The organism is Acinetobacter sp. YH12235 (assembly GCF_013417705.1).
GTDB lineage: Bacteria > Pseudomonadota > Gammaproteobacteria > Pseudomonadales > Moraxellaceae > Acinetobacter.
Genome location: NZ_VPDL01000003.1, coordinates 51,212 through 66,366, shown reverse-complemented (window position 1 = coordinate 66,366; position 15,155 = coordinate 51,212). Strand labels below are relative to the sequence as shown.

The 15,155-nt window shown below is 44.0% G+C and carries 13 protein-coding genes; 1 reads left to right on the top strand and 12 read right to left on the bottom strand.

Features of this window, described 5'->3' with window-relative positions:
- Nucleotides 1-86: 86 nt before the first annotated feature.
- From tatC to FTV13_RS02665, 3 genes are read right to left on the bottom strand one after another with little or no spacing between them, the layout of a single operon-like run.
- On the bottom strand, nucleotides 87-866 hold the full coding sequence (tatC, locus tag FTV13_RS02675) for a twin-arginine translocase subunit TatC (RefSeq protein WP_179992407.1): 780 nt from the start codon (nucleotides 864-866) through the stop codon (nucleotides 87-89).
- A complete protein-coding gene (tatB, locus tag FTV13_RS02670) occupies nucleotides 863-1,285 on the bottom strand; it encodes a Sec-independent protein translocase protein TatB (protein ID WP_179992406.1) in 423 nt (140 codons plus the stop codon). The genes tatC and tatB overlap by 4 nt, the downstream gene beginning before the upstream one ends.
- Nucleotides 1,286-1,294: 9 nt before the next feature.
- Nucleotides 1,295-1,513 carry a Sec-independent protein translocase subunit TatA gene (locus FTV13_RS02665; protein WP_159123604.1) on the bottom strand — a complete coding sequence of 73 codons (219 nt, stop codon included), beginning with the start codon at nucleotides 1,511-1,513 and terminating at the stop codon, nucleotides 1,295-1,297.
- Between the two features lie 186 nt (nucleotides 1,514-1,699).
- Here FTV13_RS02665 and FTV13_RS02660 point away from each other — a divergent pair, with 186 nt between their 5' ends.
- Nucleotides 1,700-2,581 carry a permease gene (locus tag FTV13_RS02660; protein ID WP_159123603.1) on the top strand — a complete coding sequence of 294 codons (882 nt, stop codon included), beginning with the start codon at nucleotides 1,700-1,702 and terminating at the stop codon, nucleotides 2,579-2,581.
- 166 nt (nucleotides 2,582-2,747) lie between these two features.
- On the opposite strand, the gene rdgB is transcribed toward FTV13_RS02660, so the two are convergent.
- The 9 genes from rdgB to FTV13_RS02615 form a co-directional block, all read right to left on the bottom strand.
- Nucleotides 2,748-3,374 (bottom strand): RdgB/HAM1 family non-canonical purine NTP pyrophosphatase, encoded by a 627-nt coding sequence (rdgB, locus tag FTV13_RS02655; protein ID WP_179992405.1) that lies wholly within the window; start codon nucleotides 3,372-3,374, stop codon nucleotides 2,748-2,750.
- Between the two features lie 103 nt (nucleotides 3,375-3,477).
- Complete coding sequence (locus FTV13_RS02650) at nucleotides 3,478-4,068, bottom strand: tetratricopeptide repeat protein (RefSeq protein WP_166136288.1); 591 nt, start codon at nucleotides 4,066-4,068, stop codon at nucleotides 3,478-3,480.
- Entirely contained in the window at nucleotides 4,065-4,658 is a 594-nt protein-coding gene (gene metW / locus FTV13_RS02645) for a methionine biosynthesis protein MetW (protein ID WP_004781976.1), read from the bottom strand. The genes FTV13_RS02650 and metW overlap by 4 nt, the downstream gene beginning before the upstream one ends.
- On the bottom strand, nucleotides 4,658-5,818 hold the full coding sequence (locus FTV13_RS02640) for a homoserine O-acetyltransferase (protein ID WP_034704397.1): 1,161 nt from the start codon (nucleotides 5,816-5,818) through the stop codon (nucleotides 4,658-4,660). The genes metW and FTV13_RS02640 overlap by 1 nt, the downstream gene beginning before the upstream one ends.
- Nucleotides 5,819-5,930: 112 nt before the next feature.
- Complete coding sequence (gene leuA / locus FTV13_RS02635; RefSeq protein ID WP_034704399.1) at nucleotides 5,931-7,628, bottom strand: 2-isopropylmalate synthase; 1,698 nt, start codon at nucleotides 7,626-7,628, stop codon at nucleotides 5,931-5,933.
- A 464-nt stretch (nucleotides 7,629-8,092) separates the two neighbouring features.
- The gene (locus tag FTV13_RS02630; RefSeq protein ID WP_180010900.1) at nucleotides 8,093-10,411 is read right to left on the bottom strand and encodes a TonB-dependent siderophore receptor; all 2,319 of its coding nucleotides are present in this window, start codon (nucleotides 10,409-10,411) and stop codon (nucleotides 8,093-8,095) included.
- Between the two features lie 316 nt (nucleotides 10,412-10,727).
- Nucleotides 10,728-11,834 (bottom strand): alpha-hydroxy acid oxidase, encoded by a 1,107-nt coding sequence (locus FTV13_RS02625; protein ID WP_180010898.1) that lies wholly within the window; start codon nucleotides 11,832-11,834, stop codon nucleotides 10,728-10,730.
- Nucleotides 11,834-12,517, bottom strand: coding sequence for a Fe2+-dependent dioxygenase (locus FTV13_RS02620; protein ID WP_180010896.1), 684 nt, complete (start codon nucleotides 12,515-12,517; stop codon nucleotides 11,834-11,836). Before FTV13_RS02620 ends, FTV13_RS02625 begins: the two co-directional genes overlap by 1 nt.
- A gap of 79 nt (nucleotides 12,518-12,596) precedes the next feature.
- Entirely contained in the window at nucleotides 12,597-14,852 is a 2,256-nt protein-coding gene (locus FTV13_RS02615) for a catecholate siderophore receptor Fiu (RefSeq protein WP_180010894.1), read from the bottom strand.
- Between the last annotated feature and the right edge of the window lie 303 nt (nucleotides 14,853-15,155).

Here is a 15,155-nt window from a genome sequence, read left to right as displayed (position 1 = left end):
TAAATCAATATATTGGTGTAAATGTAAACAAAAAGACAGCCAAGGCTGCCTGAGTGAAATACATTCTTTTTGTTTTTGGGTTCTTGTTATTGTTGATCGGTTAAACGGCGTTTTTCGATCAGTTTTCCTGCCAGTAAACCCAGTTCAAACAGTAACCACATGGGGATGGCCAACATGATCATCGACAAGGCATCGGGTGGAGTCACGAACATAGCTACAAAGAAACAGCCAACGATAATAAAGCGGCGTTTTTCGACCAGCGTCTGGGTTGAAACCACTCCAATCAAGATCAGAACCAAGGTAATAATCGGGATTTCAAAGGTAAAACCAAAGACCAGAAACAGCTTTAAACAGAAGCTGAGATAACTGTTGATGTCGGTCATTGGGGCTACGGTTTCAGGCGAAACACTGATAAAAAAATGCAGAATCGAGGGCAATGTTACAAAGTATGCAAAGCTGATGCCAGTATAAAACAGCACGATACTGCCGATCAGAAGTGGTAAAGCCAGACTCTTTTCTTTGGCATACAGCGCCGGCTTAATAAAGGTCCAGAGCTGGTACAAGATGAACGGCATCGCGATCATCAGTGCCACAAAAAAGTTCAGCTTAAACGGTGCCATGAAGGTTGCCGTCACATCAGTGGCAATCATGGTCGAGCTTGCGGGTAGCTGTGCACGCAGCGGTTCAGACAGCCACTGGTAAGTCTGATTGGCAAAGGGTAATAAACAGAAAAACAGGCCAATCAGGACAGCAACTACTTTAAACAGATGCTTTCTTAATACCACCAAATGCTGGGTAATTGGCATCTCTTCAAGATTTACCACTGCAGCATCATTTGAGGCTGGTGTGGTCGGTAAGGATGTCATACAGCCACCTTCATTTCTGTATAGCGTTGTTCGGAAATCGCAGCTTGTGTTATTGCCGGTTTAGGTAGATACACAGGGGATACAGGCTCTACGATCGGCTGATAGCTGACCGATACCTGAACAGGCTGAGGCTTTGCTTTTGATTTCTCAGTTGCGATCGGCTGCTGTAAATCTGCCATTTGTGCCTGCATCTTGGCTTCGAGTTGCTGAATCCGCTGCATTTCAGCCTGCATTTGTTCGCGTAGCTCAGACAGACGTAATTCACGATCAAGATCATTCTGAACATTGCTCACCATACGCTTGATCTTGCCGTACCATGTTCCGACAAAACGTACTGCCTCAGGAAGTTTCTCTGGCCCAAGGACTAAAAGCGCAATAATCCCGAAAATCAGCAGCTCGGTCATTCCGATATTGAGCATAGCGAACTCTTAACTCTTGATCGAGGTTTCAGGGGTTTTGACTTGTGCCTCGATGATGCGTGGCTCTGCTAACTTGGCCTGTTCAGCTTCTTCATCTTTGACCGATTTTTTAAAGTCTTTAATTGCGCCGCCAACATCTTTACCCAGATTTTTCAGTTTCGATGTGCCAAACAATAAAATCACCACAATTGCAAAAATCAGCACATGCCAAATTGATAATCCTGCCATTATTTTATCCTCCATATTTCATGCACCTATCTCAGCAGGCTTGTATGACAATGCAGTGACGCTTTAATGACAGTTTGCCGACACAGCATCAGTGCGATGAATAGCTCATATCAAAAAATCTACGATTCGATTAAAACCATGCTGTGCTAGCATATGGCCTGATATAGAAATCCCAGCAGTACTGTCATGGCCTTGATTCTTCCGCTCCTGTCTTTTCTGACCGGTTATTGGGGCGTGCAATATTTAAAACCGATTCGGCCTTTCTTGGCGGCTTTACTGGCCCGGGTCCTGATTCCGGTGCTGATTATTTACAACATGGTGTTCTACCAGGAAGGCAGTTTGTGGCTGATCAGCTTTAGCTTCTTTTGTTCCTGCCTGTTTTTTGCCGTATTTTATTGCATCCTTAAAAATAAACTGCGTGCCTTATGTCTGAGCTATTTAAATGGTGCATGGCTGGGGATTCCTTTTGCCTTGGCCGTTTTTGGTCCACAAGCGACCAGTACCGTGGTGGCGCTGTACATTGGTGGTTCTTTGTTTGGCAATGTCTGTGCAGTCATGGCAGTCAGTGAAGCCAGACAAGACGCGCGTTATATTTTAAAAAATGTGTTGCTCTCACCGCCAGTGGTGGCTTTGTCGATGGCAGCTTTATTGTCATTTTGGGATTTGAGTCACTGGCAACAAGTGGCTTGGGTAGAGATGCTGTATCAAGCCAATAAAGTGCTGGTGACTTTTAGTGGCATGTGTGTGCTAGGAATGTGGCTAAGCAATGTACGGATCAGCCGCTTCGATTTAATGCGCAGTCTACAACTAATTTTTAGTCGGGGATTGTTTGCGGTGTTACTGTGTGGTGCAGCTTATTTTTATTTGCCGATTCCACAGTTTACTCTAACGTATGCCGTCATGCTGATGTTCTTTTTATTACCGCCAGCAGCCAATATTGTGGCACTGGAAACCCATTATCAGGGCACAGGTTATTCAGCGAAATATATTGCCTCAGGAACGATTGCGAGTGCAATTTTGATTGGGGTGTATGGGATGGTGGTACATGCGGTGGTGCCAACGTTATGAAAGTTCCCTCTCCTTGTAGGAGAGGGTTAGGGAGAGGTAATTTACTATTTAAATCCCTCCCAACCTCCCTTTGAAAAAGGGAGGGGCTCCTTCTCCCCAAGGGTGAGGAAATGGCCTCCCTCTAACTCCCTCCTAAAAGGAGGGAGGACTCCTTTAGGAATTAGATTTATTTTTCCAAACTCGCCTTAAACAGTTTCATCGCCTGACCACGATGGCTGATTTTATTTTTTTCTTCCTTGCTCATTTCCGCACTCGCAATACCCAGTTCAGGTAACCAGAACAGCGGATCATAGCCAAAGCCATTTTCACCACGGGCTGCTTCCAAGATCTCACCTTTCCAGATGCCCTGGAAGATTTGTGGTAATGGGTCTTCGGCATGTTGAACTAAGGCCAGTACACACACAAACATGCCTTCAATCGGTTCACCGTCTTTACGCAGTGGTTTCAGGTCAGCCAGTAATTTTTCGTTGTTCGCTGCATCATCACCATGTTCACCCGCATAACGTGCAGAGTAAATTCCAGGTGCACCGCCCAGAACTGGTACACAAATCCCTGAATCATCAGCAATCGCAGGTTTGCCAGAAATACGTGAGGCATGACGTGCCTTGATAATGGCATTTTCAACAAAGCTCAAACCATCTTCAATTGCGTCTTCAATATTCAGCTTACCTTGAGGAATAACTTCAACTGGAAGTTTGAGTTCTGCAAACATCTTTTCAAATTCTGCAATCTTGCCTTTATTATTACTTGCCAGTACCAGTGTGCCTTGGGATAACCAGTCAGTTGAAGCCATATCAATTACTCATCTTTCAAATTACATATATGTAGTGTAGCAACTTGCTGCAGTTTTTAGGCCATAAAAAAAGCACCCGAAGGCGCTCTTTTGCAGATCCAGCTTATTGTGCCTGAATCCAACGGTCTGCACGATCACGTGCTTGACGGATCTGTTCCTGGGTCAAGTTGGCTGCCAATGCAGTTTTTTTGCCTTCAGATAAAGTAATCACTTTATTGTCCAGCATGCCGTCACGGGTAGAGAGTTCATACCACTGATAAGCACCCATATAGTTTTTCTTTTTCTCTTCCATCATCGCCAGGTTAAAGCTGGCGCGATTATCACCGCGGCTGGCTGCTTTTTCAAAGTACTGGCGAGCCAGTGTTTCATCTTTCTTGGTGCCAATACCATCTGCCAGCATACGGCCAACATTCAATTGAGCAACTGCCAGACCTTGATCTGCTGCTGCTTTATACCAGGCAAAAGCCTGACGTTCATCTTTCTGAATGTCTTTACCATACTGGTATTTTGTTGCTAAATAAAATTGTGCACCAGGCTGACCTGCTTTAGCCGCTTTAGTCAGACTATGAATGTCCATTACTGAATATTGCGCTGCTTGGCTGGCCACAGAAGGCGTTGGTGCAACGTAATCGGCATGGGCCTGCATGCCAAAAAGTCCAGCCAGTAGCGTCGTACTTAATAATAATTTTTTCATAGAGCGCTCACTCGATAAATTGCGACTTCACCAAATAGATTTGGGAGATGTTTGCTCAGCAAACTATCTTCTTGATTCCCATTCACAGCGAGTCGATTAATAATTTTTATGTTGTTTTCCGCGCATAATGCTTCAAAGTCACGGAAGGTACATAGGTGAATGTTCGGGGTGTTATACCACATATAGGGTAAGGCTTCCGAAACCGGCATTTTCCCTTTTAATGCCAAGAAAGAACGAGTCTTCCAGTGCGCAAAGTTTGGAAAGGTAATAATGGCCTGTTTCCCTACACGCACCATGTCACGCAATAATACGTCTGGTGCATCTACAGCTTGCAAAGCTTGTGCCATCACCACATAGTCAAAAGACTGGTCAGCAAAACGGCTTAAACCGAGGTTTAAGTCCTGCTGGATGATATTTAACCCGCGACTGATCGCAATTGCAATCTTTTCTTGATCAATTTCTAATCCATATGCACGAATATTGTGCTTTTTGCTCATATGGGCCAGCAGTTCGCCATCACCACAACCGAGGTCGAGGATACGTGAACCGGGCTTGATCCATTTCTCAGCAAGTTGTTGGTCAATACGCATTACACAGCCTCCTTCGGTGTTGATCGCAGATGTTCTTCACCGCCTAGAAAGGCGCGCAAGGATTTTACATACAGGGGAATCGGGAACAGGAAGGAGTCATGGCCTTGTTCAGCATCAATATCGACATAGCTGACCGGCTTATGATTGGTAATGAGGGCATCCACGATTTCAACAGAACGTGAAGGCGAGAAACGCCAATCGGTCGTGAAAGAAACTACTAGGAACTTACATTTGGTTTGTGCCATCGCTTTGACCAGTGACTGCTGATATTCACGTGAAGGATCAAAGTAGTCCAGTGCCTTGGTCATGATCAGGTAAGTGTTGGCATCAAAGTTACGGCTAAACTGTTCACCCTGGTAACGCAGATAGCTTTCGACCTGGAATTCTACATCGAAGCCATACATGAATTTGCCAGATTTTAAATCACGGCCAAATTTCTGCTTCATGGCTTCTTCAGACAGATAGGTAATATGACCGACCATACGTGCCAGAATCAGGCCACGTTTTGGATAGCTGTCATTTTCTAGATAACGGCCATGATGGAAGTCCGGATCTGACAGAATCGACTGACGCGCGACTTCGTTAAAGGCAATATTTTGTGCAGACAGTTTTGGTGCGCTGGCAATAATCACACATTTTTGCAGACGGTCCGGATAATCTACCGACCATTGCAAGGCCTGCATGCCCCCGAGTGAGCCGCCAATGATGGAATACCACACATCAATCCCCAGACGGTCAGACAGCATCGCCTGTGTTTTTACCCAGTCACGCACAGTGACTAGCGGAAAGTCTGGACCATATGGACGGTTATCATTTTCGGGATTAGGAGAGGTAGGACCAGTAGAACCATTACAACCGCCGATATTATTCAGCGCCACCACAAAGAATTTATTGGTATCGATTGCCTTGCCCGGGCCAATACAGGCATCCCACCAGCCTGGTTTTTTGTCATCTTCATGATGATAACCGGCAGCATGGTGATGGCCAGACAGGGCATGGCAGATCAAAATGGCATTGGACTTATCGGCATTCAGTTCGCCATAAGTTTCTACCATCAGTTCAAAACGTGGGAGGATGCGACCGCATTCAAGCTCTAACGGCTGTTCGAATTGGAACTTTTGTGGGACAACAAGGCCCACTGAGTCAGCTGGAAAAGACACGGGAATGATTCGCCTTAAATCTTTAGTATGAATAAATAAAAGGATACCATTTGCAGGTATCCTTCTAAAGTCTTTTTAATGCTATGAATTATTGCTAATTCAAATACCGGATTTAGACGGCAGCAGCAATCACCTGTTCAGTGCTTAACACATCCTGATCGATCAGACGGTTGGTACATGCAATAATTGCTTCAATCGAAGAGGTCACGATGTTGTCATGCACGCCCGCACCAAAGGCAGATTTACCTGTGCCTTTTACTTGAAGTTCAACCAATGCCAAGGCTTTGGCATGTGCACCTGAACTGATGCTACGTTCTTCATAGTTCAAGACATCAATCGGCAATTGTAATGCATCCAAGATCGCAGAGATCGGACCGTTACCTTCACCACGCAAGTGCTGAGTTTCACCATTGACTTCAATATCCAACTCAATCACCTGATTGCCATTTTCATCTGACAATTTGTAGTTTTTGGCAGAGTAATGAGCATCTTTCGCGGCAACATACGTCTCTTTGAACAAGCTCCAGATCGCTTGTGCGGAAATCTCAGTACCATCTTCATCGGTTTTTTGCTGTACGATTTGCGAGAATTCGATCTGTAAACGACGTGGCAAGGTCACGTTGTAGTTCGATTCTAACAAGTAAGCGATACCACCTTTACCAGACTGTGAGTTCACGCGAATGACAGCGTCATAGTCACGGCCCAAGTCTTTCGGATCGATCGGCAAGTACGGCATATCCCAGATTTCTTCGTTTTTCTGGAATTCGAAACCTTTTTTGATGGCATCCTGGTGTGAACCAGAGAATGCTGTGAACACCAAGTCACCCGCATATGGATGACGTGGGTGGACTGGCAAGCCCGTACATTCTTCAACAGTCGCAATGATTTCGTTGATATTCGAGAAATCCAAGTTTGGTGCAACACCCTGGGTATACATGTTCAAGGCAATTGCCGCTACGTCCACGTTACCGGTACGCTCACCATTACCGAATACACAACCTTCAACACGGTCAGCACCGGCCATAATTGCTAATTCAGACGCTGCGATCCCACAGCCACGGTCATTATGGCAGTGAACTGAAATGATCACGCCGTCACGACGCTCGATGTTACGGTGCATCCATTCCACCTGATCGGCATATACGTTTGGTGTAGAGACTTCGACAGTGGCTGGCAAGTTCAAGATCACTTTGTTTTCTGGAGATGCTTCCCAGATTTCAGTCACAGCGTCGCAGACATCTTTGGCAACTTCTAATTCAGTTGCAGAGAAACATTCAGGACTGTACTGGAAGACAAATTCAGTTTCAGGCTGTTTTGCTGCGTATTCTTTCACTTTTTGCGCTGCATTTATCGCTAACTGTTTTGCACCTTCAACGTCTACGTTCAACACTTTTTGACGGAATGTCGGTGAGTTAGAGTTGTAGATATGCACGATTGCGCGTTTCGCACCTTGTAAAGATTCAAAAGTACGTGCGATTAAATGGTCACGTGCCTGAACCAATACTTCGATGTAGACGTCATCCGGAATATGACCTTCTTCGATCAATTTACGAGTGAAGTCGAAATCAATTTGCGATGCAGATGGAAAGCCGATTTCAATATGTTTGAAACCGATTTTTACCAACATCTGGAACATTTTGAACTTCTGCTCGATGTTCATTGGCTCGAAGATCGCCTGGTTACCATCACGCAGGTCAGTACTCATCCAGATTGGCGCTTTAGTAATTTCATTGTTCGGCCATTGACGGTCTGGTAAGTCCACACGTTGATACATGCGACGGTATTTTTTACTTGGATCAGCCAACATCATGAGAGAGCTCCTTAGGTAGCCTGGCATACTCGCTTGGTGTAGCAGTTGCTCGGTCTACAGCATAGATTTTGTCTATATATTCGTTTACATGCAGGTGAGGATAAATTAGATCAATCCTGTATTTTTTAAGTTTTGATCATCAGGATCAACCAGACACCTGCATGGTGAACCTATAATTAAATTTTAGTCCAGAAAACGTGAAAAGTTTTTGCTTTTTCTATGGATTTTAGTCGTATCTTAAAAAAGATTTTCTTATAAAGTTATTAATTGGAAAAATATTTTTATAATCTATTTTAATTTTGTTGGATTTTCCTGTAATTAAGCGATAAGGCTAAAATATTTCTTTATATAATAGCTTTGTTGGAAGTTCTTAAGCAATGCATACATGAAATCTTTCATATCAAAAAATAAAGGCTAGTTTGATGAATCCAGACTAGCCCTTAATATCATGAAGATTGCTCAGATCAGTATTTAAAATGCAGGCCTAAAACGGCACTGATGCCTTCTGCTTCAGTGGCATAGTGGGAAGAATAGGCTTTGGTAAAATAACGTGTATCGGACAGGTTATTGATATTTAGCTGTAGATCCACATTGGGGTTCACCTGATAACGTGCCATGGCATCGTAACGCACATAACCGGGAACAAATTTGGTATTGGCGGCATTGCCATAAACTTTATCCATTGCCATAGCACCGGCACCCAATGTTAGTTGAGGTATGATCTGATAGGTCGTCCATAGAGTTGCGCTGTTTTCTGCTACATTCTGAACCTGATTGCCATTGTTCGAGCTTGGTACATAGACGGGATCTGCTGTAGTTCCAATATTTTCAAAGCCGCCATCAATCAGTTCACTATCCAAATAGGTATAGCCTGCGGAAATTGCCCATTTCTCGGTGACATTTCCATTGATACCCAACTCAATCCCATCGACACGGGTCTCACCAATATTACGGGTGGTACCATCAGCATCGGTGTAGCGGGTATTGGTCTTTTCAGTACGGAAAATGGCGGCCGTCAGATTCAGTTTATCTTCCAGAAGATCCCATTTAGTTCCCAGTTCCATGGTGCGGACTTTTTCAGCTTTTAAATTTTCAATGGCTGCGCTAATACTTTCAGAGCCATCACCGCTATCGACACCGACCGGATTAGAGGAAGTGGCATAGCTGATATAAACACTGCCATTTTCTCTTGGCTTAAAGACCAGACCTGCTTGATAGTTAAAAAAGTCTTCTTCATTTTCGAGGGTAAGCTGATCACCTGGAACGGCGGTAATCGGCGTATTGTTTGCGCCTGTCACCGCATTATTGAATCGTCCATAGGTCAAGGTTTGCTGGGTTTTATAATCATCCCAACGTACACCCAGATCAAGAATCCATTGCGGATGCAATTCGATACTGTCCAGTAAGTAGATCGACTTTGATTTGGTCTCGATATCATAACGGTCCGCACCATCTGTATTAAGTGTCCCCGTCCACGCACCCCGGTCTGGATTGTCTACAGAAGTACACCAGCCTAAGGCCACATTGGTAGGGGTACCACAGGCCGCAAAAGAACTTCCAGTAGCATTCAGACCATTAATAATATATTGGGTACGTTCAGTATCCTGATCTGAATATTCTGCACCCAGGTTAAAGCTGTGTTGAATAGCACCAGTATCAAATTTGCCTGTTAAAGCCAGTAGGTCAGTAAAGGTATCGGTATTTGCGATACGTGAATTGGCCCGTGCCCAGACATTGCCATTCAAAATGAAGTTCCCGCGTGAATCATCGGGGTTGGTCCAGAGGTAGTCATTTTTAGAGCGGTTAAAGACCGCCGTATTACTCAGGGTTAGATTGTCATTCAAATCATGTTCTAATTTTAAAGTACCAATCTGGTTTTCCTGTTTCTGGAAATCACGATCTTTCCAGCCATAGTATTGACCAGCTTTGACATCAATTGGTTTCCCATTACCATTTAAAGCGACATTGGCATTGGTGGCTCCAAATGGATTATTATAGGGAACGCCGGAGTCTGGAATATCATCAGTTTTCAAATAGTAATAACTTAAAGTTCCACGGGTTGCGCTGTCCAGGCCAAAACTGAAGCTGGGTGCAATACCAGCACGTTTATATTCAGCACCGTCATGTTGACCCACTTTTTCATTCTGGTGGCCCATGACCGCGATACGAGCCGCCATGCCATTGCCGAAGTCCTTGTTAGCATCCAGAGTGATACGTGCATACATATCTGTACCACCCGCAACAGAGCCTTCCAGCGCATCTCCCTTTTTCGCCACTTTGGAGATCATATTAATACTGCCACCCGTAGTGCCCGCACCGCCCATGGCAGAAGCAGAACCTTTGGTAACTTCGACCTGCTCAATGGCAAACATTTCCCGGTTTTGTGAAGTCGAATTTCGCACGCCATCGACGTACATCGAACTTTCCGAGTTATAGCCTCGAATAAAAGGCCGGTCCCCATTCGGATTGCCGCCTTCACCTGCGCCTAAAGTAATACCTGGTACGGTACGCAAAGCATCAGCTAAGGTCGTAACCTGCGTATCTTCAATCAGTTGTTGGGGAATCACGACCACAGACTTTGGCGTGTCCAGGAGTGGCGCAACAAACTTGCTATTGGCTGACTGATCGACTTTTAGACCCGGCACGGGTTCAGCTTGTACTTCCTGATGAATGGTCTCAAGCTGCACCACATTTTCCTGTGCAATCGTGTGTGCAGATGCAAAAGAAAGGGAAGAAACGATGGCTGAAGAAACTATTTTTTTACGAGATTTTATATAGCTCATAATCATTCTTTTTTATTTTTAAGTTTGGATTCGCAAATAATAATTATTATTGTTATCGTTGCTATCCTTCTTGCATTGATATTGGCAATGAACAAAATTTAATCAATTTAAAAAATAGATAGACTAGAGTGCGAACTGAGAATTAAAACCATGTTTTTAATATAGATTGATTAAATATGGATCTTATTTGGTTTTTATTGATAATAGCTATTGATAGATAAAGCTATGTTGAATTGCCTTTAAAGACGCTTCAAGGAGTTAAGGGTAAGATATTTAACTAATTTATTTTTCATTTTTATTTTCAATTAAATCCTAATTAATCAATTCCCCTAAATAGACAGCTCGGTTGAATATCTGCCACGGTCGCTGTTCCCATTAAGGCCATGGTAATCTCAAATTCTTCTTTCAGGATTTTGATCACATGCGCTACGCCCAAAGCTCCGGCAGTCGCCAGACCATAAATATAAGGACGGCCAATCAGGACAGCAGAAGCACCTAGGGCAATTGCCTTGAATACATCCGATCCACGACGGATGCCGCCATCATAGAGCAGAGGAAAATCTGCTGGCACCACCTTTTTAATCAGCTGCAAGGCAATGAGAGGAGAAATGCAGGTATCCAGCACACGACCGCCATGATTGGAAATAATCAGACCTTTTACCCCATGCTGAATCGCCTGCTGGGCATCCTGAGGATGTACGATTCCTTTTAGAATCACGGGTAAATGGGTTTGCTGTACGATCCAGACTATGTCTTCCCAAGTTGGGGCAATTTTCATTAGTCCGTTAAAGACAGGATGATCACCTTCCTTTAATTCTGGTAAGGGAATATGCGTAGGCGTATGCGGATGTTGCATGCCTTCCGGTAAATGAAAAAACGCACGACGTTCACGATCGCGGATGCCAGTATGTGGTGAATCTACCGTAATCACTAGCGCCGTATAATGGTGTGCCTCAGCCATTTTGACCAAAGCTAGAGATTTTTCCCGATTCCCTTGCCAGTAAAGCTGAAACCATTTGCGTGGATTGTCCTGTTTCAATGCGCGCATGTCAGTATTCGTAAAAGTACTGAGAATCATATTACTACCCATCACTTCTGCGGCGAGGGCAGAAGCGGCTTCGGCTTCAGGATGAAACTGCTGCTGATGTCCAATCGGTGCCAGAAAAATTGGATGCGGAAATTTTTGTCCGAACATTTCAAGTTCAGTACTGCCTTGGGTCAGATCTTTCAGCATACGCGGCAGAAGCTGAATATCCTGAAATTGCTGTAAATTGTCCCGGACACTGACTTCATCCATGGAGCCACCCTGCAGATAATCCCAGACCATGCTGGAGAGATGTTTTTCTGCTTCGACCTCATAATCAGCGATGGTTTGTAGGTAGGCCGGGATCTGGGTTAATGGCGCCATTGGTTCACGTGACATTATAAATCACCCCACTGACGAATCAGGTTGTGATAATGATGGGTGAGCTGCAGGACTTCTTCAGTATCGCCAATCTGCTGGCGTAGCTTCATAATCGTCATATCCAGATCAAACAGCATGCTGCGTTTGGCATCTTCACGGATCATACTTTGAATCCAGGTCACGGCAGCAATACGTTTGCCATGAGTCACTGGTTCAACCCGATGCAGGCTGGTCGATGGATAAACAATCACATCACCAGCGTCCAGTTTCACTTCATGGCAACCATACTGGTCTTCAACGATCAGCTCGCCACCTTCATATTCATCGATTTCAGATAAAAATAAAGTCAGTGACACATCGGTACGAATGGCCTGTCCGAGTAGAGGGGAGTAATGAATGGCATTATCGACATGATTGCCATAGGTGCCAGAATCCTGATAGCAGTTAAACAGGGGCGGCAGGATATGTTTCGGTAGGGCAGCAGAGGTAATTAAATGATGACTTTTAAGCTCCTGTAAAATGATAGGGCTAATCTGCTGATACAAGACAGAAGAAGAATCTAGTTGTAGGTTCTTTTTGATTTTCTGTGCCTGACTCCCCGCACTGAGTTGCCCATTCATCCAGTGTTCTGAGCGATCCAATTGCTGTCTCAGTTCGGCAACTTGTGCTTTACTTAATACTGCCGGGATATGTAACATCATTTTAAAAGCATTCCTGCAATTGAAAATATCGTGCATTCAAGAGAATACACGATATTGATAGATAGAGATAAAAGCTGAATTAAAATTTATAGTTCAGGGTTAAAGCTGCTGAACGTGGTTGGCCTAAGATCACACGGCCACCTCCATTATTCAGCGTGCTGATGTACTCTTTATCTGCCAGATTATAAACATTCAGGTTTAAGGAAGTTTGGTCATTAAAGGTATAACCGGCCATAGCATCAAATACCACATAGCTTGGAATACTTGGCATATTCGCTGCTGCAGTACTATCGGTAATCACACGTTTTTGCTCATCCACATAACGTGCGCCCAAGCCCAGTTTTAAACCAGCAATGTTATAGGTCGTCCATAAAGAAGCGGTCCATTCAGGTGACCAACGTACACTATTGGTCTGGGTCACTACACCCGTGTTGGAGTTGACACTGAACTGGTCTTTTTGCTCGGTTTTCATATGGGCTACGCCAGCTGAAATATTCCAGGCATCGGTAATTTTACCGACAGCACCCAGCTCGACTCCCTTAACAACAGTTTTACCTTCCTGAATAGACTCGCGGGTGATCGGGTCTTGAGTAAACTGGTTTTCATTTTCAGTATGGTATACCGCAGCATTTAAAGCCAGGTTACCCTCCAGTAAATCCCATTTGGTCCCGATTTCATAATGATGGGTTTCTTGAGGATCAGCAGCCGAGCTGTTTGCTCCTGTAGTTGAAAGGCTAAAATTATTGCTACCTGGAGGTGTCAGGGACTTGGCATAAGAGGCATAGACACTGCTATAGGCTGTGGGCTTATATAAACCACCAAGCTTCCAGCTGAATAAAGTATCATGTGCTTTTAAATCTGTTCTAGTTTCAGTCACTGCCAAGGTATTACTGTCGGTTGAGTAACCCAATGCATCGTAATTGGTATCATAATAGTCGACACGGATACCTCCGTTTAACTGGAAGCGTTCACCAAACTTGAGTGTATCAAAAAGATAAACTGCCGCCGTCTGGGTTTCACCATCTGAATAAGCACCCGTATAAACAGGATCCGGCAGATTCTGGTAACGATCAGGATGATATAGATTCGCGGGTGGTGTACTGTTGCTTGGTTGTCCCGGCATTTGTGTTGCCAGCGTTCTAGAATATTGCCGCTCTTTTAATAGCTCTACGCCAGCGACCATATCATGTTCTACTGAACCAGTTTTGACATTCCAGTTGATCGTACTCTGATTAGCTAGAATTTTATTTTCCTGATCCACCCCTTGTCGCGAACGGCTGACTGTCCAGTCTTGAGGATTAGTAGAATCGTTTCTTGAAATCGTATTAATCCCCGTCAAGGTACGCTGCATCTGGGTATTGCCCAGGCGGGTAATATTGGTAAATTTCAGATTTTTAGCCCAGTCACTTTCGATTTTGGCTGTAAACATGTCAGCATTAATATCTTCATGGTCATCTGCGTGACCATAATAATTTTCACGATCCACTTTAGCTGCATTGGCAATCAGCGGGTCAGCATTCCAGAAACCTTTCATGCCAATAGTCGGAATACCGCCATCCGGGATATTACGCTGACGAATGTGTTGTGAGTAAAGATATAAACGAGTATCGCTATCCAGACCAAAGGCGATGGAAGGAGCAATAGCCCAGCCTTGATTTTCGATATAATCGCGTCCTTGCACACCGCCATCTTGTCCCATCGCATTCAGGCGAATGGCGATGCTGTCATTAATGGCCTGATTAATATCGGTAGCAAGGCGTGTATGTTCTGCCGTGTTATAGGTTGCAGACACTTCACGGCTGTTTTCCAGATGAGGCAGCTTGCTGACCAGATTTACATAACCGGATGCTGTACCACGTCCACCCTCTGCACCTGCCGGGCCTTTTACAACCTCCACCTGCTCCAGATTAAATACATCACGACTCACAGCACCCAGATCACGAATACCATCCAGATAGGTCGAGCTTTGAGTTGAAAAGCCGCGCATCTGGAAAGCATCGCCAGCACTGGTATTCCCATTCTCACCGAGTTGCAGGGTAATTCCTGGCGTATTACGTAAGGCTTCAACCAGGGTGGTTGCACCTTGTTCTTTTAATAAGTTCTTGTTGATAATCGAAACGGTTTGAGGCGTATCTACTAAAGCTTGGCTAGATTTAGCAGAACTTAATTGATCCATTTTATATTCATTTGCAGTTTTATTCTTAACTGTAATTCCTGGAAGCTGAATAACGCCTTCATTGGTGATGTTATCTGCATGAGTGATCAGTGGCAAAGTTGCAGCAAGTGCGACCAATGAAGTCTTGTAATGATGTTTTCGGCTTTTGATATGCGCCATGTGACAGAATTCCTGAATTGAATAATATTTCCCTTACCACCTTGATATGCTCGAGTTCATCAAATAGCAGCAATTATGGAGTTATTGTTATGGCCTTTAACAATTTTGCGAATTGTAGTGATAATAATTATCATTAACAATATTTAATTAAATCATTCTTATGAATTTATGGATGAAATTACTGTTTAATATTCAAACTTTAATCTGGGATTTCTATTAAGAAAAATTTCAAAATAAACTTATTTTTCAGTTTTTTACCTAAGATTAAAAAATGTAATTATTTTCTATTTAAAGCTTTTTATC

Bases quoted from the DNA above. Each gene is read 5' to 3' on its own strand.
- tatC (WP_179992407.1), bottom strand. From the start codon at position 866: ATGACATCCTTACCGACCACACCAGCCTCAAATGATGCTGCAGTGGTA.
- tatB (WP_179992406.1), bottom strand. From the start codon at position 1,285: ATGCTCAATATCGGAATGACCGAGCTGCTGATTTTCGGGATTATTGCG.
- FTV13_RS02665 (WP_159123604.1), bottom strand. From the start codon at position 1,513: ATGGCAGGATTATCAATTTGGCATGTGCTGATTTTTGCAATTGTGGTG.
- FTV13_RS02660 (WP_159123603.1), top strand. From the start codon at position 1,700: ATGGCCTTGATTCTTCCGCTCCTGTCTTTTCTGACCGGTTATTGGGGC.
- rdgB (WP_179992405.1), bottom strand. From the start codon at position 3,374: ATGGCTTCAACTGACTGGTTATCCCAAGGCACACTGGTACTGGCAAGT.
- FTV13_RS02650 (WP_166136288.1), bottom strand. From the start codon at position 4,068: ATGAAAAAATTATTATTAAGTACGACGCTACTGGCTGGACTTTTTGGC.
- metW (WP_004781976.1), bottom strand. From the start codon at position 4,658: ATGCGTATTGACCAACAACTTGCTGAGAAATGGATCAAGCCCGGTTCA.
- leuA (WP_034704399.1), bottom strand. From the start codon at position 7,628: ATGATGTTGGCTGATCCAAGTAAAAAATACCGTCGCATGTATCAACGT.
- FTV13_RS02630 (WP_180010900.1), bottom strand. From the start codon at position 10,411: ATGAGCTATATAAAATCTCGTAAAAAAATAGTTTCTTCAGCCATCGTT.
- FTV13_RS02625 (WP_180010898.1), bottom strand. From the start codon at position 11,834: ATGTCACGTGAACCAATGGCGCCATTAACCCAGATCCCGGCCTACCTA.
- FTV13_RS02620 (WP_180010896.1), bottom strand. From the start codon at position 12,517: ATGATGTTACATATCCCGGCAGTATTAAGTAAAGCACAAGTTGCCGAA.
- FTV13_RS02615 (WP_180010894.1), bottom strand. From the start codon at position 14,852: ATGGCGCATATCAAAAGCCGAAAACATCATTACAAGACTTCATTGGTC.